18 protein-coding genes are annotated in these 16,238 nt (G+C 65.7%); 3 read left to right on the top strand and 15 right to left on the bottom strand.

The window, feature by feature from the left end:
* Positions 1 to 84 precede the first annotated feature (84 nt).
* On the top strand, positions 85 to 516 hold the full coding sequence (gene vsr / locus QZ281_RS11495; RefSeq protein ID WP_292228475.1) for a DNA mismatch endonuclease Vsr: 432 nt from the start codon (positions 85 to 87) through the stop codon (positions 514 to 516).
* On the opposite strand, the gene QZ281_RS11490 is transcribed toward vsr, so the two are convergent.
* The 5 genes from QZ281_RS11490 to QZ281_RS11470 form a co-directional block, all read right to left on the bottom strand.
* Positions 489 to 2,456, bottom strand: a complete 1,968-nt coding sequence (locus QZ281_RS11490) for an ATP-binding protein (protein WP_292228473.1) — start codon at positions 2,454 to 2,456, stop codon at positions 489 to 491. The genes vsr and QZ281_RS11490 overlap by 28 nt on opposite strands.
* Positions 2,457 to 2,527: 71 nt before the next feature.
* Complete coding sequence (locus tag QZ281_RS11485) at positions 2,528 to 3,574, bottom strand: quinone-dependent dihydroorotate dehydrogenase (protein ID WP_292228472.1); 1,047 nt, start codon at positions 3,572 to 3,574, stop codon at positions 2,528 to 2,530.
* On the bottom strand, positions 3,571 to 3,915 hold the full coding sequence (locus QZ281_RS11480; RefSeq protein WP_292228471.1) for a DUF952 domain-containing protein: 345 nt from the start codon (positions 3,913 to 3,915) through the stop codon (positions 3,571 to 3,573). Before QZ281_RS11480 ends, QZ281_RS11485 begins: the two co-directional genes overlap by 4 nt.
* On the bottom strand, positions 3,912 to 4,415 hold the full coding sequence (locus tag QZ281_RS11475; protein ID WP_292228470.1) for a histidine phosphatase family protein: 504 nt from the start codon (positions 4,413 to 4,415) through the stop codon (positions 3,912 to 3,914). Before QZ281_RS11475 ends, QZ281_RS11480 begins: the two co-directional genes overlap by 4 nt.
* Before the next feature lie 75 nt (positions 4,416 to 4,490).
* Positions 4,491 to 5,225, bottom strand: a complete 735-nt coding sequence (locus tag QZ281_RS11470; RefSeq protein WP_292228468.1) for a methyltransferase domain-containing protein — start codon at positions 5,223 to 5,225, stop codon at positions 4,491 to 4,493.
* Between the two features lie 46 nt (positions 5,226 to 5,271).
* Between QZ281_RS11470 and gloB the strand changes: the two genes are divergently transcribed.
* Entirely contained in the window at positions 5,272 to 5,994 is a 723-nt protein-coding gene (gene gloB, locus QZ281_RS11465; RefSeq protein ID WP_292228466.1) for a hydroxyacylglutathione hydrolase, read from the top strand.
* 7 nt (positions 5,995 to 6,001) lie between these two features.
* On the opposite strand, the gene QZ281_RS11460 is transcribed toward gloB, so the two are convergent.
* The 8 genes from QZ281_RS11460 to QZ281_RS11425 all read right to left on the bottom strand — a co-directional run bounded on the left by QZ281_RS11460 (position 6,002) and on the right by QZ281_RS11425 (position 12,250).
* Positions 6,002 to 6,697, bottom strand: a complete 696-nt coding sequence (locus QZ281_RS11460) for a DUF4908 domain-containing protein (protein ID WP_292228463.1) — start codon at positions 6,695 to 6,697, stop codon at positions 6,002 to 6,004.
* 101 nt (positions 6,698 to 6,798) lie between these two features.
* Complete coding sequence (gene phbB, locus QZ281_RS11455) at positions 6,799 to 7,524, bottom strand: acetoacetyl-CoA reductase (RefSeq protein WP_292228461.1); 726 nt, start codon at positions 7,522 to 7,524, stop codon at positions 6,799 to 6,801.
* Between the two features lie 147 nt (positions 7,525 to 7,671).
* The gene (locus QZ281_RS11450) at positions 7,672 to 8,736 is read right to left on the bottom strand and encodes an NAD(P)-dependent alcohol dehydrogenase (RefSeq protein ID WP_292228459.1); all 1,065 of its coding nucleotides are present in this window, start codon (positions 8,734 to 8,736) and stop codon (positions 7,672 to 7,674) included.
* A gap of 154 nt (positions 8,737 to 8,890) precedes the next feature.
* The gene (locus QZ281_RS11445) at positions 8,891 to 9,496 is read right to left on the bottom strand and encodes an HAD-IA family hydrolase (RefSeq protein WP_292228457.1); all 606 of its coding nucleotides are present in this window, start codon (positions 9,494 to 9,496) and stop codon (positions 8,891 to 8,893) included.
* 93 nt (positions 9,497 to 9,589) lie between these two features.
* Complete coding sequence (locus tag QZ281_RS11440; RefSeq protein ID WP_292228456.1) at positions 9,590 to 10,087, bottom strand: hypothetical protein; 498 nt, start codon at positions 10,085 to 10,087, stop codon at positions 9,590 to 9,592.
* A gap of 90 nt (positions 10,088 to 10,177) precedes the next feature.
* The gene (locus QZ281_RS11435; protein ID WP_292228454.1) at positions 10,178 to 10,927 is read right to left on the bottom strand and encodes a DUF72 domain-containing protein; all 750 of its coding nucleotides are present in this window, start codon (positions 10,925 to 10,927) and stop codon (positions 10,178 to 10,180) included.
* Positions 10,928 to 11,006: 79 nt separating this feature from the next.
* The gene (locus QZ281_RS11430; protein WP_292228452.1) at positions 11,007 to 11,612 is read right to left on the bottom strand and encodes a hypothetical protein; all 606 of its coding nucleotides are present in this window, start codon (positions 11,610 to 11,612) and stop codon (positions 11,007 to 11,009) included.
* On the bottom strand, positions 11,609 to 12,250 hold the full coding sequence (locus QZ281_RS11425) for a hypothetical protein (RefSeq protein ID WP_292228449.1): 642 nt from the start codon (positions 12,248 to 12,250) through the stop codon (positions 11,609 to 11,611). The genes QZ281_RS11430 and QZ281_RS11425 overlap by 4 nt, the downstream gene beginning before the upstream one ends.
* 79 nt (positions 12,251 to 12,329) lie before the next feature.
* Here QZ281_RS11425 and QZ281_RS11420 point away from each other — a divergent pair, with 79 nt between their 5' ends.
* The gene (locus QZ281_RS11420; RefSeq protein ID WP_292228448.1) at positions 12,330 to 13,082 is read left to right on the top strand and encodes a hypothetical protein; all 753 of its coding nucleotides are present in this window, start codon (positions 12,330 to 12,332) and stop codon (positions 13,080 to 13,082) included.
* A 12-nt stretch (positions 13,083 to 13,094) separates the two neighbouring features.
* On the opposite strand, the gene QZ281_RS11415 is transcribed toward QZ281_RS11420, so the two are convergent.
* Together QZ281_RS11415 and QZ281_RS11410 are read right to left on the bottom strand one after the other, a co-directional pair.
* The gene (locus QZ281_RS11415; RefSeq protein ID WP_292228446.1) at positions 13,095 to 14,672 is read right to left on the bottom strand and encodes an ATP-binding protein; all 1,578 of its coding nucleotides are present in this window, start codon (positions 14,670 to 14,672) and stop codon (positions 13,095 to 13,097) included.
* 56 nt (positions 14,673 to 14,728) lie between these two features.
* Positions 14,729 to 16,090, bottom strand: a complete 1,362-nt coding sequence (locus QZ281_RS11410; RefSeq protein ID WP_292228445.1) for a glutamate--cysteine ligase — start codon at positions 16,088 to 16,090, stop codon at positions 14,729 to 14,731.
* Positions 16,091 to 16,238: the final 148 nt, after the last annotated feature.

The raw sequence follows: 16,238 nt of genomic DNA, 5'->3' as shown, positions 1-16,238 counted from the left end.
GCTTGGATTGTGTTATTTTGACGTGATCCCCCAACTTGGCCGTCGCTCTTCCCCTGGAGCGGCGGCCTTTTGCGTTGAGCCGTGATGACTGACGTCTTCTCGCCGGAAAAGCGTAGCGCCGTCATGAGACGGATCAAGGGACGCGACACCGCGCCCGAACTGGCCGTGCGTCGTATTCTGAGGGCGGCGGGCATCGGCTATCGCCTGGGCGGCTGTGGTTTGCCGGGCAGGCCTGACGTGGTGATGAAGGGACGGCGGACAGCGATCTTCGTCCACGGCTGTTTCTGGCACGGACACGACTGTGCGCGCGGCGCGCGCCAGCCCAAGACCAACGCCGACTACTGGATCGCCAAGATCAATCGCAATCGCGCGCGGGATGCGGCGGCGCGGACGGCGCTGGAGGCGGACGGCTGGCGCGTGGTGACCGTCTGGGAGTGTCAGATGAAGACGTCCGATTTCGCCCCGACGCTGGTGGGCGCCGTTCGGGATCAGGCGGCCTGGGCGGCGTCCGACTGACCATTCTCCACATCGCTGAGAACGTGCTGCAGCGCGCCGATAAGGGCGGGCGGCGTCAGCGGCTTGGGCACGAAATAGGCCATGCCTGCGGCCTGACAGGCGGCGATGTCTTCGGGCGCCGTGTCGGCGGTGACGGCGATGATGGGGGTGCGGGCGTTGGGTCCGGTCCCGGCGCGCAGACGGCGCGTGGTTTCGCGGCCATCCAGCTCTGGCATCCGCACATCCATGAAGATGACGTCGAAGGTGGTCTCGGCACAGCGCTCCATGGCGATCAGGCCATCGGCGGCGGTGGTGATCTCGCAACCCAGCGGCTGAAGGATCAACTGTACGGCGCGGCGGTTGATGTCGTGGTCGTCCACCACCAGCAGACGCAGCGGGCGTTCGTCTTCCTCGCCCTCGGCGGTTTCCGAGGCGTCTTCTATGACCTCATCGACAGGCGGGGCGGGCGCGTCGTCGGCGGGCGCAGGGATGGCGGCATCTGCCGCCGCCGCCGCCGGGGCCGGGGCCGGGGCCGGGGGCAAGGTCACCGCTTGGGTCTCGAACTTGGCGGTCGACAGGGCGCGGGCGATGGCCAGACGCCCGTCGTCAACGGGCGTTGCAGCAGGCGCGGCGGTGCTTTCGCCCTTGGGCAGGAACAGCGAGATGGTGAATTTCGCACCTTCGCCGGGTGCGCTGCGGGCCGTCAAACGCCCGCCCATCAACTCGACCAGATCGCGGCTGATGGCCAGGCCCAGGCCGCTGCCGCCGTGGCGTGCGCTGACCCCGTCGGCGGTCTGGTCGAACGGGGTGAACAGGCGTTCCAACTGTTCCGTGGTCATGCCGGGACCGGTGTCGGCCACCTCGATCAGGATCGAATAGCCGGTCGGCTCCTCGGCCCAGGCGTCCAGCCGCAGGGTGATGGCGCCTTTTTCGGTGAACTTCATGGCGTTGGACAGCAGGTTGTTCAGCACCTGACGCAGCCGCATGGGGTCGCCCCGCACCGAGGCGGGGATGTGATTGGCGCCTTCCAGCCGCAGCCTCAATCCCTTGGCCTCCGCCGCACCACGCCACAGGCGCAGCGTCTGGGCCAGCATGTTGCGCAGGTTGAAATCGACCGTCTCGACCGTCATCCGGCCTGCGCCGATCTTGGAGTGATCCAGCAGGTCGTCCAGCAGGGCCTTCATCATCAGGCCAGCGTCAGAAATCAGGCTGGCGTTGGCGCGCGACTGCGGATCGCTGGCCTTCAGCTCCGATGCGCCGGTCAGGATGGCGCCGATGGGGGTGCGCAGATCGTGACCGATGGCGGCCAGAAAGGCGGTGTGGTCCGCCAGGTCCGCCTCGGCCTTCAGGCGCAGACGGTCCGCCTCGGCGTGGACACGCAACTGGGCCTCGGTCACCTCGCTCATCCGCTGCCAGCTGATCAGGATGTAGAGGGTGTAGAGGACGATGGAGGCGGTGACCGTGGTGATCAGGGCCGGGGTAGCGCCGAAGGCCGCAGCGAAGAAGGGTGTGGCGCCCAGATAGAGCAGATGCGGAGTGATGGTCGAAAGCAGCACGGCCAGCGAACGCGGTGAGTTCATCATGGTGAACAGCATCACCGCCGGCAGCATGACCGACGCGCAGACCCCGCCCAGCGGTCCGCCGATCAGCCACATCGGCACCGCCAGCGATCCGAACAGGGCGGCGTTTGCGAACAGGGACAGGCATCCCAGAATCTTGCGCGCCAGGCCGATTTCCTGGGGCTGGGGCCGGTTCATCGGGGCGAAGATCAGCAGCTCGACGCCCTGCGTCAGCGCATAGAGCACCGCCCACGCCAGGCTGATCGGCCAGCCCATCATGGGGGCGACAACAAGCGCCACACCACAGCCCAGCGTCAGGCGCTGAACCAGGGTGCCGCGGCGATGACGGACAGCGGTTGTCCAACCGCTAGCCACCGTCTCGTCGGTGATCAGCTTAGGCATTCTAGTCCCCAAGGTGCGGCGTGTTTTTCGACCGCTTACCCTCAAGGTCGCATAACGAGCCTAACGCACCGTCAACGGGACGCGCTAACAGCCTCGGAGACTGTGGAAAATCCGTCTGCACGCAGACGGGCGGCCAGATCGCGCTTGATCCGCCCCACCAGACCCGGCCCTTCGTAGATCATGGCCGAGTAGATCTGCACCGCCGACGCGCCCAGTCGGATGCGGGCATAGGCTTCGGCGCCGCTGTCGATGCCGCCCACCGCGATCAGGGGCAGGCGGCCTTGTGCGGCCTCTGCTGCGGCGCGCAGGGCCTTTTCCGCAAAGCGGCGGATGGGAGCGCCGGACAGGCCGCCGGTCTCGGACGCGTGGGCCGATCGCAGGATCTCGGGGCGTTCCAGCGTAGTGTTGGATACGATCAGGCCGTCGATGCGGTGGGCGATGGACGTCTCCACGATCATGGCCACCTCGTCAGAGATCAGATCAGGCGCGATCTTCAGGAAGACGGGGACGCGGGCGGCGGCGTCGGTGGGACGGGCGGCGTCGATCCGGCCCAGCAGGTCGTCCAGTTGCTCACGTCCCTGCAGGGCGCGCAGGCCCGGCGTATTGGGCGAAGAGATGTTGACGGTGAAATACGACGCGCGTCCCGCCAGCCGTTGAAGCCCCGCGACATAGTCGGCGGCCTTGTCTTCCGTGTCCTTGTTGGCGCCCAGATTGGCGCCGACCACCACGCCAGCGGGGCGGTTGTCGAGGCGACCGGCGAAGGCCTCAAGACCGGCGTTGTTGAAGCCCATCCGATTGATGATCGCCCGATCTTCCGTCAAGCGGAACAGGCGCGGCTTGGGGTTGCCCGGCTGGGCGCGCGGGGTGACCGAGCCGCATTCGACAAAACCGAAACCCAGACGCGACAGGCCGCGCAGGGCCTCGCCATTCTTGTCCAGACCGGCGGCCAGACCGACCGGATTGGGCAGACTCAGACCCGCGATCCGGGTGTGCAGGATCGGATCGTCAGCGGGCGGCGAGGGCAGGGGCGTGAAGGCCAGCCCCTTGATCGCCAACTGGTGCGCCGTCTCGGGGTCGATGTTGCGCAGGATGGCGCCGCCCAGATCGATCACGCTCATACTGCGTCCTTGAAGATGATTTCGCCGTCCGTCGTGACCGACAGGGCGCGTGACGCCGTCACCGCCGCAACGGGCAGGGGCGCATACAGATGGGGGAACAGGGCGCCGCCGCGTGACGGCTCCCAGACCAGATCATCGCTGAACTGCGTCAGGTCCACGCTCAGCATCAGCAGGTCCGTCTGGCCCGCATAGTGTTTGCGCAGGGTCTCGGCCAACTGGTCTTCGGTCGACATATGGATATATCCGTCGGCCAGATCGACGGCGGAGCCTTCATAGCGGCCCTCGGCCACCGCCGCGCGCCATTCGTCGGCGGCGACAACCTTGTAGGCGATGTCGGTCATTGGGCGCCCAGCGACCGTGGCGTCAGGAAACCCTCATAGGTGCAACGGCCTGCCACATCGACGGTGAACAGGGCGGCGGCGCCGGGCGGGAAACCGCCCGCCATCCGGTCCAGCACAGCGGGCGAGGCCGCGCTTTCGGTCAGATATTCGACAGCCAGCACATGGACGCCCGGATTGTGCGCCAGCACCAGCAGACAGCCCGCCTCTTCCTCGCTGTTCTCGACAAAGCGGCGGATCACGTCGGACGGGGCGTTGTAGAGGGCGGGCTCGTAGCGGATTTCGACATCGCCGAAACTGTCGTGCATCTGCTCCCAGGTCTCGCGCGTGCGGACAGCGGACGAAACCAGGGCCAGGTCCGGCTTGAGGCCGCGTTCAGCCAGGGCGCGGCCCATCAGGGCGGCTTCGCTGCGGCCGATGGGGGCCAGGGGACGGGCTTCATCACCGCCAGTGGGGGCGGAGGGCTGCGCCTGGGCGTGCCGCATGAGGATCAAACGATGCATGAGCCTCGCCATAAGGCCGTTCGCCTCGGCTCGCCAGTCGCCACTCTGGTCAACTCCGCGTCAGCCATGATGGTTTCAGGCGTCCGGGGCTGGGGTGCGGGCGATGGGCTGCGGCGTCAGGTTCGGGTTGCGGACACGCTGCGCATGGCCGCTGGGCCGGATGCGGGCATAGGTCTGACGCGACGCCTCCAGCAGGATCAGGCCCGCCGCGCCCGGCGCGACACGTCGTCCGACCTGCTCGAATCCGTCCGCCAGTGACAGCAGCGGCGTCCACGGCGGCACATACAGGGTCTGGGACCAGGCGGCGGGCTCCAGTCCCGCCTCGCGCACTAACCGCTCCAACTGACGACGGGTGAAGGGACGGCCATGGCCGAAGGGGGTGTTCTCGGCCCGCGCCCACAGGCCGCCGCGCGCGGCTGCGACCAGAATGATCCGCCCCGTCGGCGCCAGCGCCCGCACGGCCTCGGTCAGCAGGGCGGCGGGATCATCCGCCTCCTCCAGCGCATGAATCAGCAGGATGCGGTCAAACGATCCGGCGGCGAAGGGCAGGCGGCGGTCATCGACCAGCAGGGTGCGGTTGCGCCCGACCGTGGGCCACTGTTCGACGCCCTGTCCGCCGGGCATGGCGGCGACCACGCGGCGGGCTCCGACAAATGCATCCAGCCACGGCGTGGCATAGCCGATGCCCAGCACGTCACTGTTGGTCGCTTCGCCCCAGGCATCGTTCAGTCGACGCGCCAGCAGGCGACGCACCAGGGCGCCGGTCGGCTCGCCGTAGAAGGTTCGAAGCTCGTCGATGCTGCGCCGCATGGGATCACTATAGGCCGGGGATGGGGCTGGCTGCTAGAATACGCGCATGACCCTGGATGTTCACCTGTTCCCGTGCCGCAGCGACAACTACGGCTTTTTGATCCGCGACCAAGCGACTGGTCAGGTCGCCACGGTCGATACGCCGGACGCCGCACGGATTCTGGAGGAGTTGGGCAAACTGGGCTGGGGGCGGCTGGATCTGATCCTGAACACCCACTGGCACCCGGACCATACCGAGGGCAACGAACGGCTGAAGGCCGAAACCGGCTGCGAGATCGTGGGGCCGCAAGAGGTGCGCCGCGTTGCGCCGCTGGACCGCGTGGTCGCAGGCGGCGATGTGGTCGAACTGGGCGAGACGCGGTTTGAGGTGACGGACACGCCCGGCCACACTCTGGGCCATGTGGTGTTTCGTTCGGTCGCGGATGGTGCAGCCTTCGTCGGCGACACCCTTTTCGCACTGGGCTGCGGGCGGCTGTTCGAAGGTACGCCCGATCAGATGTGGTCGAGTCTGCAGACGCTGGCTGCATGGCCTGAAGAGACCGTCATCTGGTGCGCCCATGAATATACGGCGGCCAATGCCCGCTTCACACTGACGCTGGATGACCGGCCCGAGATGCAGGCCTATGCCGAAACCATCTTCGCCGCGCGCGAACGGGGCGAGGCCACCGTGCCGACGACGATTGCGGCGGAGCTGAAGTTCAATCCGTTCCTGCGGGCCAGGGACGCCGCCGACTTCGCCGCGCGACGGGCGGCCAAGGACAGTTTCTAGAGCATGATCAGCTCGGCATCAGGGCGCGGATCACCAGGGCAGACGACGGCCGCCCGCTGACCCCGCGCGAGGGGTCGACGATGACCCGCAACTCGCCACGCATATAGGTCACCGAGGCGCGGTCGCCTTCGGCGATGGTGATCTTGCGCAGGCGGCTGACCTGTTCGCGGGTCGAGGGGCTGCGGGCCACGCGGATCACGGCGTCGGTGGTGACGATCAGGGCCTCGACGCACAGGGCCTCGGACTGGCTGCCTGCCAGATCGATCTGGATCAGGCGGCCCAGCGCCTCACTGACCAGTCCGCTGCGGCGGGCCATCAGGTTGAACAACTGGATCGGGCCCAGGTCCGGCGTCTCCAGGCGCGTCGCCTCGCCCGCCAGCGAGACGGGCGACCCCTGGGGCGTGCGCGTGGAATACAGGGTGATGCCGCCGTCGGAGGTGACGCGCAGAATCTGGTCGCCGTTGTCGTTGCGATAGATGATGTCGCCGCGCGGGGCGGCGGTGGGGCGCAGCACCCAGACCTCTGCAGACCGCTCGAAACGCAGCAGCGGCCGGGGGCCTGAACTGTCCAGAACAAAGGCCTGCCCGGCGCCAGAGACATAACGTCCGGTCTCTGGCGTGCTGCGACGTGTCTGCGCCGCTGCGCCGCACGCATAGATTGTGATGGCGAGTGTCAGCAAGGCGACGACGGCGGTGGCCCCCATCGTCGTCAGGCTTGGCGATTTTTTCGCCCTGACAGTCGCCGTCAACTTCATGAGACTTTGGATGAAACCCGTGCGAGGCGGATTTTAGGCGAAGGTGTGATTCATCCGACCAGGTACTGACCGCCGTTCAACGAGAGTGTGCAGCCTGTGACATATCCAGCACGCTCTCCGACCAGCCAGGACACCATGTCGGCGATTTCCTCACCCTTGCCCAGACGGCCGACCGGAATCTGGCTGATGATGGCGTCCAGAACCTTGGCGTCCATGGCGCCGACCATTTCGGTGTCGATATAGCCGGGCGCGATGCAGTTTACGGTGACGCCCTTGCGCGCGTTCTCCAGCGCCAGCGCCTTGGTGAAGCCGATCATCCCGGCCTTGGCGGCGGAATAGTTGGTCTGGCCGATCTGGCCCTTCTGGCCGTTGATCGAGGAGATGTTGACGATGCGGCCGTGGCCCCGGTCGCGCATGCCGTTGATGACCTGACGCGTCATGTTGAAGACGCTGTCCATATTGACGCGGATCACGTCGGACCACTGGTCGTGGCTCATCTTGTGGAAGAAGCCGTCGCGGGTGATGCCGGCGTTGTTGACCAGAATATCGATGGGGCCGAGCTGGTCCTCGACCTCTTTCACCGCACGGGCGCAGTCGTCGAAACTGCCGACATTGCCCTTGACCACTGTGACGCCCAGCGCCTTTGCAGTGGCCTGTGCGGCCTCGTCATTGCCGGAGTAACCGGCGGCGACGCTGATGCCGTCCTCGCTCAGTCTCTGGACAATGGCCTTGCCGATGCCCCGGGTGCCGCCGGTCACGAAAGCTACGCGCGCCATGTCTGTTCCTTGTCCCTTGTTGCCCGTCTGTGCGGGATCACAAGGTTAAAGGTGTAACGCCGCACAGGTTGCACGCAAGAACCGATTTCCGTTACGGAAACCGGCTCCTGCAGCGCTTTGGGTCGAGAGAGGCTTTTCGCCGCAGGCTCAGGCGGCCAGTTTTTCCATGTCCAGCACGAAGCGATAGCGGACGTCGGACTTCTCCATCCGCTCATAGGCCTCGTTGATCCGCTCGGGCGCGATCAGTTCGATGTCGCAGGCGATGCCGTGCTCGGCGCAGAAGTCCAGCATCTCCTGCGTCTCGGGGATGCCGCCGATCAGCGAACCGGCGATGCGGCGGCGGCGCCACAGCAGGGCTCTGGCGAAGACCGGCAGGCCCTCGGTCGTCAGGCCCAGCATGACCATGGTGCCGTCGCGCGCCAGCAGTTGAACATGGCTGGCGATCTCGTGGGTGGCCGACACGGTGTTGATGATCAGGTCGAACTGCTCGGCCGCCGCCTTCATGGCCGCCTTGTCCGAGTTGATCAGGAAGTGTTTGGCGCCCATCCGCTCGGCGTCGGCCTTCTTGCGGTCCGAGGTGGACAGGACGCTGACCTCGGCGCCCAGCGCGGCGGCCAGTTTGACGGCCATGTGGCCCAGACCGCCCAGACCGACCACCGCAACCTTCGATCCCGGCCCGACCTTCCATTCCTTCAGCGGCGACCAGGTGGTGATGCCCGCGCACAGCAGGGGGGCGGCGGCGTCCAGCGGCAGGCTGTCGGGAATGCGCAGCACATAGTTCTGATCCACCACGATGGCGTCGGAATAGCCGCCCTGGGTGATGGTCTGGCCGACGGCGGCGCCCTTGGGGTCAGGCGATCCATAGGTCTGGGTCATGCCGGGAACGCAGTACTGTTCCTCGCCCTCGATGCAGGACGGGCAGGTGCGGCAGCTGTCGACCATGCAGCCCACGCCGACGCGGTCGCCTTCCTTGAAGCGGGTGACATTGGCGCCGACCGCCGTGACCACGCCTGCGATCTCGTGACCCGGCACGATGGGGTAGCGGGTGCCGCCCAGATCATTCTTGGCGACATGCAGGTCCGAGTGGCAGACGCCCGCATATTTGATGGCGATGGCCACATCATCCGGCCCCGGATCGCGCCGCTCGAAGCTGTAGGGCGACAGCGGCTGGTCGGCGGCGGTCGCGGCGAAGGCGCGTGTGGCGATCGGCATGGGGAAGTCCTTCAGACTTTGCAGGAAGCGCGCCTGAGATGTGACCCGCCCCGACCGACCGCAAGACGGGCTGCGGTCTATTTCAGCTTCCCGATCAGCGCCCGAACCGTCGCCGGGTTCCGTGCTTTGCTCAGCCCGGGAGTAGTGATGAACCCTAGCCGTACAGTTCCGGGATGAGGCCGCGGAGTTTTGCGCCGGGCGCCCAAAGGGCTGCGTTCCAGCCGCGTGCGCGTGCGGCCTGCACATTCTTTTCGGTGTCGTCGATGAAGGCGATGGCTGCGGCGGGCAGGGCCACGCGCTGCTCCACCGCCGCGTAGAAATCCGGTGACGGCTTCGAAACGCCCAGCTCGGCTGCATAGTGGATGCCGTCAAACAGGTCGCGAAGTCTGAGCGTGTCCCAGAGGTAGGACGCGCGCTCATGCTCCTGAACGGCCGCCAGATGCAGCGGTGTTCCAGACGCCCGAACATCCGCGAGCTGGCTCAGCAGGGCCTCATCCAGATGGGCGTCGCCTTCAAACCAGTAGTCGATCAACTGACTGCAACTGACGTGCGGCGCGATCTCCGCAAGCGCGGGCGCCAACCTGTCACGAAGAGGCGCACGACCATGAACAACATCATCCCAGCATGGCTTGAAGAAGCGGTCCTGCAGCGCATGACGCGGAATGCCCAGATCCTCTTCTATCCGGGCGGACCATCCTGACGGATCAGGGTGACGGACCACGACGCCATCGACATCCACCATCAACACAGCTGGTTTCATCAGTGCTGCAAATGCCCCGCTTGGAAAGGGTTCATTGTGCTGATTTACGATCCGTCGGCAACGGGCGAGCGCTGTTCCGTGTGTCCCGTTAAATTAATCCAGAACGGGTGTTACCGGGCCGCTTTCGTACGAGCGTGTCCAACCTGAAGCATCCACGATACGACCTGCCTCAAAGGTAAAGGTGACGCGGAAGATGTTCTTCTTGGGGGTGTTCAGAAACTCCACGTCCACCTTGTGGACGGCGCAAGGGTTGTCGATGGGCAAGAGCATGTAGTCCCATCCTGGAAAGCGGAATGTATCGGCTTTCATTTCTCGGGTGAGCAGATGCGCGCCGATCGCGCCGAGGCCTAGAGGCCTGCCGACATCGCCTGAACCGAGCGAGAAAGTCGCAGTGGGAGCAATCAATCCTGCCAAGGCCGGATCGGAGGCCGCCGCCAGATTGATGGCATCGACCGCACGGCGGCTCAGCGCATAGTGCAGTTCACGTCGGTTTTTTATCTCAGCGACTTCGCAAAGAGCTTCAGAAGGAATGGTCGTAGCGCTCTGGGACGCCAAGAAAGAGACTAAAGCGATGCCGGAAAATATCGTCATGCGTTACGCCTGAATTGTGATCGCACCGTCCGCACCAGTTCGAGCATGGTCAGCTTTGCTTACGATTAAACTCAGCGTCACGTCAGCCGCCTACTTCAACTTCCCGATCAGCGCCTGCGCCGCCGCCGGGTTGCGCACCTTTGCGCCGGAGATGAAGTAGGCGAAGACGTCGCCGCGTTCAGCCCAGGTTCTTGCCTGTTTCGCCACGGCGTCCAGTTCCTCGCCGGTCATGCCGGTGGGTTGGTCCTCGCGGCTGGACATCAGGCGGGCGTAGCTGAAGTCGGCGGTCGCCTCGTCGATCTGGGGCCAGGTCGGCTCTTCGTCATCGACGGCATAGACGATGGCCGCGCCGTACTGGCGGGCCAGATCATAGAATTGTTCAGTGGCGAAAGTGGGGTTGCGGACCTCCAGCGCGTGACGCAGCCGCACCCCGTCCTTTTCCTTGGGCAGAAGTTTCAGGAAGCCTTCGAAATCCACGGGGTCGAACTTTTTCGTGCCCATGAACTGCCAGTTGATCGGCCCCAGCTTGTCGCCCAGCTCCGTCAGGCCCTGCGACAGGAACTTGTCAAAGCTTTCGCCGCCCTCCGCCAGCACCTTGCGATTGGTGCAGTAGCGGCTGGCCTTGACTGAGAACACGAAACCGGCGGGCGTCTCGTCACGCCACTTGCGCCAGCTGTCAGGCTTGAAGGTCGAATAATAGGTGCCGTTGATCTCGATCGAGGTCAGTTTCGACGCCGCGTATTCCAGCTCGCGTTTCTGGAGCAGACCCTCGGGATAGAAGACCCCGCGCCACGGCTCGAAGGTCCAGCCGCCGATGCCTGCATAGATGGAACCTGACATGGCCGCGCCTCTTTGATCACCGCTGGAACGATCCTCTGTCGATACTGCATGATGTCGGGCGAGGGAACGGTTCGCGGTTTTAGGGCCTGGTGCGAACCAGACGGATGATGCGCCCTTCACGCGGATCGGTGGCCAGCCGCACCCCGAAACCCAATTGCTTGAAAAAGCCCAGAACCGCAGGCGGCGGGTAGGGGATCGCGTCCTGTCCGGGCGTCGCGTCGGGCTGGCGGCACAGACCGGCGAAATAGGATAGGGGTCTGGCCCCGGCGCGCATGACCTCAAGACGGGCATAGTCGCTGTCGCAGCGAATGATGATGGTCTCGACCTGATCCACGGGCACGGTGATCGTTCTGCCGTCGGTTTCGATGCTTATGTCAGAGGCTGAAAACGCGATGCGGCAGGTCTTCGCCTTCCACCGCCAGACGCCGAACAGGGCGGCGGTCAGCCCCAGACCCAACACTCCGCCCAGACCGATGATCAGGCCGCGCGGAACGGCTGCGCCTGTTCTTGTGTCCAGACCGATCAGCACTGCAGTCAGCAACCCGCCGCCTACGACAATGGTCGCGATGATCGTCAGCACCAGAGCGCGCATCGACAGGGGCACGGCGCGGAATGCGACGGACCAACCCTGGTCAGCCGTCGTCCATCCTGCCGAGGGTGTCTGATGGCCGCCCAGCGCGATCATGGGGCTGACGACGGCGCCGAGGCGGCGGCAGACGTGGCCTGGTTCAGGCTGTTGGCCGCCATCCTTTGCGGAACCGCAATGCTCACGGCGGCCAGGGCGATATAGATGGCGACGTGCAGGCCGACCGTCGTGGCGAACAGCCAGGCGCGGCGCGTCAGGGCGGCGGGCACGATCAGGACCAGATAAAGAAGCTGGTTCTGGCCATAGATGAGAAGCAGCCGCGTAGCGTCCGCCTGACCCCATTTCATCCAGATGGTCGCACCGGTCATCAGCAGATTGGTCAGAACCAGCAACAACAGCACGGCGCGCTTGTTGGCCCAGAAATGCTGGTCCAGGCTGGAGACGCGGTCCTCGGCGTCGGGGAAGATCAGGCTGGCGGCGATGAAATAGATCAGGGCCACCACCAGACCGGCGACCAGCAGGCCATAGCTGTAGGGGGCGTTATTGAAGCTGACCCAGGCCGAGTCCCAGAAGGTCACGATGTCCAGCGCCGCGAACACCGCCAGCAGCGAGGTCTTCCAGCCGATGGGGATGGACTTGCGATGCTTGAAGGCGCGGGCGGCGCCCGTGGCCATGACTGCGACCGACAGGCCCAGGATCAGGCCGTAGAAACTGAAGAAGAACTCGAACGCAGTCACTATCGCTTACCCCATGACGAACCGCAGCCTTATCCACGGCTGCGGCGTTTCGTCACCACAAATCCGTTAGGCTGCTGCAATGATTCTGCCCGTCCTTTTGTCCGCCCTGCTGCAAGCCGCCGCGCCGTCCGTCGGCGCTCAGTTCCAGCCGTTGAAACTTGGCGACGACCGCGCCTGCACCTCCGATGGCCGCTGGTGCGTGGCGCTGCGGGAAGTGGGGCAGGGAGACGAGACGGTGGTGCGGCCCGTGGTGCGCGCCAGGGGCTCTGATCTGTCGGGTTCGACGGGCGCCGTGAGCTATGGGCAGGAAAGCTATCAGCCCTGGAACAGCCTGATGCCGTTGTCGGACGGCGGGTTTCTGGCGGGCGTCGATGTGGGCGCCAGCGCCATGTATTCCGGCGGCGGCGGGCAGGCGTCGACGGTGGAGCTGTATCGTCTGGATGCGGCGGGTGACGCGATGGGCGGCCCGGTCCTGACTGTGCCGGTTCTATCCTCGCTGCTGATCCGCGCCTGTTTCGGTGAAAAGGACATGGAGCAGCGGGCCGGGGCCTGTCACGACGAATACAGTTTCGAGGGCAAGCTGACGGCGGCGCCGAACGCCGGGTCTGGCGTCATGCCGACCCTGAGCTATGCGACGACGGCGACCGCCTTTCCGCGCGGCGTGTCGCGGTCCAAGGACTCGCTGGAGAACCCGTCCCTGACCGCCGCTGATCTGGTCGCCGCGCGCGATCCGACGTGCAGTTTCGAGCGGCGCTTCACCTTCGACGCCGCTACCGGCGTCTATCAGCCGGATCGCCCCCTGCCGGACTGCACCGACTATACGGTTCCCTGATCCCGCGCGGCGTCAGGCCGCCAGAACCGAATGGATGCCGGCCATCAGGCTGGCGGCGGTGATGGGCTTGGGAACGTGAATGTCGGCCCCGGCGTCCAGGGCCTGGGCGCGGTGCTCGGCCATCGCATTGGCGCTGAGCATGACGATGGGGGTGTGGGCGTTGGCGGCCCGCACGGCCTCGACCTGACGGATGGCGCGCGTCGCCGTCAGTCCGTCCATTCCCGGCATTTGCATGTCCATCAGCACCACGTCAAAGGGCGCGTTCTCGAAGGCGACGACGGCCTGCGCCCCGTCATCGACGATGATCAGTTCGACAGACGGATCGGCCAGGATCAACTGCACGACGCGCTGGTTGATCGGGTGGTCCTCGGCCAGCAGCACCCTGAGCGGACGTCGCGACAGGACATCAAGCGGCGAGACGGAACGGCGCTGCGCATCATAGTCCGCCAGTGACGCGGCCCGCGTCAGCGGCAGGCGCACGCTGAACCGGCTGCCGACGCCGGGCGTCGAGACGGCCTCTATGGTTCCGCCCATCATCTCAATCAGCGAATGACAGATCGACAGGCCCAGACCCGTGCCGCCGAAGCGTCGGGTGATGGAGGTGTCGGCCTGGCTGAACCGGCTGAACAGCCGGGCGGCGTGGTCGAAATCGAAGCCGATGCCGGTGTCTTCGATCTCAAGGTCCAACCATGTCTGGCCGTGCTGTTCGGGCGTCAGCAGGATGCGCGCGGTGACGGCGCCCTCGCGGGTGAACTTGACGGCGTTGGACAGAAGGTTGGTCACGACCTGACGGATGCGGGTGCTGTCGCCGACGAAGACGCCGCGCGCATCGGCGGCGCGTTCGATGTTGAAGGCGACGCCCTTATCCTCGGCCCGCAGCCGCATGACCTCCAGCGGTGAACCGAGCGCGTCGTCGAGGTCGAAAGGACAGGTCTCGATGGCCAGTTGTCCGGCCTCGATCTTGGAGACATCAAGAATATCGGACACCAGCCGTTCCAGGGTGACGCCCGACGCCGTGATCAGATCGACCATTTCGGACTGGGCGGGGGACAGGGGCGTCTGTTTCAGCGCGTCCAGAATGCCGATCACGCCATTCAGCGGCGTACGGATCTCATGGCTCATATTGGCCAGGAAGTCGGACTTGGCGCGGCTGGCCACCTCGGCGGCGGTCTTGGCGGCCCTCAGGGCGCGCTCGGCGGCGACCTTGTCCGTCACGTCGCGGGCCACGCCATAGATGCGGTCGCCCAGTCGCTGCGCCCGCCATTCCAGCGAGACATAGTGGCCGGACTTGTGGCGGTAGCGGTTGACCTGCCCCAGAACCGGATCGCCGGGGCGGCGGTTTTCGACCTCGGTTACGCTATGCAGCGTAGAGAGCCGATCTTCGTGATGAACCAGGCGCATCAGGCCCCGTCCCTCGATCTCGTCGGGACGATAACCCAGCATCGCCAGCCAGGAACTGCTGGCCTTCACCACAGTCCCCTCCAGCTCACGCACCACCAACAGGTCCAGTGACACGTCGAAGAAGGTGTTCAGATCGACGCTGGGAACGAGGTCTGGCGCGGTCGGCGTTTCGATCAGCAAGCAGGCCATGACTGTAAATCCCCGAACTGGGATCTACCTAAGCCGTCTCAGGTTAAGGCCGTATTTCAGTAGGCGAAATCAGCGTAGATGCGCTTCACATCGCCCTGCCAGACGCCGTGGTACAGGTCCAGCAGCCGCTCAGCCGGGGTGACGCCGCTGTCGGCGATGTCTTCCAGTTCCGACAGATAGCCGCGCTCGTCCACCATGCCGCCCGAGAATTTGGCGCGGTTCTTCAGGCCTTGTTTGGCGATGTTGACCAGATCGACGGCGATGTCGCGCACGCTGCGGCCCGCAACCTCGGCCTTCAGGCCCAGACGGGTCACGTCGCGGCGCAGGCGTTCGTGGTCGGCGATGTCCCAGTCCTTGACCAGATCCCAGGCGGCGGCCAGCGACGGCGCGTCATACAGCACCCCGGCCCACAGGGCGGGCAGGGCGCAGATGCGGCTCCAGGGGCCGCCGTCGGCGCCGCGCATCTCCAGATAGGATTTTAGCCGCACCTCGGGGAAGAGGGTGGTCAGATGGTCGTTCCAGTCCTTGAGGGTCGGATATTCGCCGGGCAGGGCAGGCAGTTTGCCCGCCTGGAAGTCACGGAACGACTGGCCCGAGGCGTCGACGTAATGGCCGCCCCGCTTGGCGAAATACATCGGCGTGTCCAGCGCATAGTCGGCATAGCGTTCAAAGCCGAAGCCGTCTTCGTACACAAAGCCCAGCATCCCCGTGCGGTCGGCGTCGGTGTCGGTCCAGACGTTGGCGCGGGCGGACAGGAAGCCGTTGGGCCGTCCCTCGGTGAAGGGCGAGCAGGCGAACAGGGCCGTGGCGATGGGCTGCAGCGCCAGCGAGGTGCGGAACTTCAGCACCATGTCGGCTTCGCTGTCGAAATCGAGGTTCGCCTGGATGGTGCAGGTGCGCAGCATCATGTCCAGGCCCAGCGACCCGACCTTGGGCATATAGGCGCGCATGATGTCATAGCGGCCCTTGGGCATGACCGGGACCTGCTCACGGGTCCACAGCGGGTCGAACCCGGCTCCCAGGAAGCCCACGCCGATCTGGTCGGCCACCTGCTTGACCTCCATCAGGTGCTGGCCGGTCTCGTTGCAGATGTCGTGGATGGTCAGAAGCGGCGCGCCCGACAGCTCCAGTTGGCCGCCTGGCTCCAGGCTGACCGAGGCGGTGAAGCCCTCGGTGTTCTTGCGCTCCAGCCCGATCAGGAAGCCGTTCTCCTCGACCGGCGCCCAGCCGAAACGCTGCAGGCCCTCCAGCAGAGCCTTGATGCCGCCCTCGCCCTCATAGGCGGGACGCGCCAGTGTGGTCTTGTCAAAGCCGAACTTCTCGTGCTCGGCGCCGATGCGCCATTGATCCTTGGGCTTGGCGCCCTTGGACATAGCCTCGATGAGGACGTCCCGGGTCAGCGGCGCGTTGTCGGACATGCAGTATAGCCCCTCTCCGGCGCAACCATCGCGACGGCGTGTCGCGCTAGATGGGCGAGGTTGCGGCCATGCTCAAGGGGGCGGGCTTTCTTTCCCTATCGCTCGCCGCGCGGCGGCTCGCTGCTTGAGGGCGAACTTATCGTTCCCA

The organism is Brevundimonas sp. (assembly GCF_018608325.1).
Taxonomy (GTDB): domain Bacteria; phylum Pseudomonadota; class Alphaproteobacteria; order Caulobacterales; family Caulobacteraceae; genus Brevundimonas.
The sequence above is the reverse complement of the archived record's forward strand: the minus strand, read 5'-3'. Positions and strand labels throughout refer to the sequence as shown.

What these genes read in the sequence shown, in the direction of transcription:
- QZ281_RS11440 (WP_292228456.1), bottom strand. Translation starts at nt 10,087, where the DNA reads ATGACGATATTTTCCGGCATCGCTTTAGTCTCTTTCTTGGCGTCCCAG.
- gloB (WP_292228466.1), top strand. Translation starts at nt 5,272, where the DNA reads ATGACCCTGGATGTTCACCTGTTCCCGTGCCGCAGCGACAACTACGGC.
- QZ281_RS11420 (WP_292228448.1), top strand. Translation starts at nt 12,330, where the DNA reads ATGATTCTGCCCGTCCTTTTGTCCGCCCTGCTGCAAGCCGCCGCGCCG.
- QZ281_RS11445 (WP_292228457.1), bottom strand. Translation starts at nt 9,496, where the DNA reads ATGAAACCAGCTGTGTTGATGGTGGATGTCGATGGCGTCGTGGTCCGT.
- QZ281_RS11415 (WP_292228446.1), bottom strand. Translation starts at nt 14,672, where the DNA reads ATGGCCTGCTTGCTGATCGAAACGCCGACCGCGCCAGACCTCGTTCCC.
- QZ281_RS11475 (WP_292228470.1), bottom strand. Translation starts at nt 4,415, where the DNA reads ATGCATCGTTTGATCCTCATGCGGCACGCCCAGGCGCAGCCCTCCGCC.
- QZ281_RS11485 (WP_292228472.1), bottom strand. Translation starts at nt 3,574, where the DNA reads ATGAGCGTGATCGATCTGGGCGGCGCCATCCTGCGCAACATCGACCCC.
- QZ281_RS11435 (WP_292228454.1), bottom strand. Translation starts at nt 10,927, where the DNA reads ATGTCAGGTTCCATCTATGCAGGCATCGGCGGCTGGACCTTCGAGCCG.
- phbB (WP_292228461.1), bottom strand. Translation starts at nt 7,524, where the DNA reads ATGGCGCGCGTAGCTTTCGTGACCGGCGGCACCCGGGGCATCGGCAAG.
- vsr (WP_292228475.1), top strand. Translation starts at nt 85, where the DNA reads ATGACTGACGTCTTCTCGCCGGAAAAGCGTAGCGCCGTCATGAGACGG.
- QZ281_RS11460 (WP_292228463.1), bottom strand. Translation starts at nt 6,697, where the DNA reads ATGGGGGCCACCGCCGTCGTCGCCTTGCTGACACTCGCCATCACAATC.
- QZ281_RS11430 (WP_292228452.1), bottom strand. Translation starts at nt 11,612, where the DNA reads ATGATCGCGCTGGGCGGCCATCAGACACCCTCGGCAGGATGGACGACG.
- QZ281_RS11450 (WP_292228459.1), bottom strand. Translation starts at nt 8,736, where the DNA reads ATGCCGATCGCCACACGCGCCTTCGCCGCGACCGCCGCCGACCAGCCG.
- QZ281_RS11480 (WP_292228471.1), bottom strand. Translation starts at nt 3,915, where the DNA reads ATGACCGACATCGCCTACAAGGTTGTCGCCGCCGACGAATGGCGCGCG.
- QZ281_RS11490 (WP_292228473.1), bottom strand. Translation starts at nt 2,456, where the DNA reads ATGCCTAAGCTGATCACCGACGAGACGGTGGCTAGCGGTTGGACAACC.
- QZ281_RS11410 (WP_292228445.1), bottom strand. Translation starts at nt 16,090, where the DNA reads ATGTCCGACAACGCGCCGCTGACCCGGGACGTCCTCATCGAGGCTATG.
- QZ281_RS11470 (WP_292228468.1), bottom strand. Translation starts at nt 5,225, where the DNA reads ATGCGGCGCAGCATCGACGAGCTTCGAACCTTCTACGGCGAGCCGACC.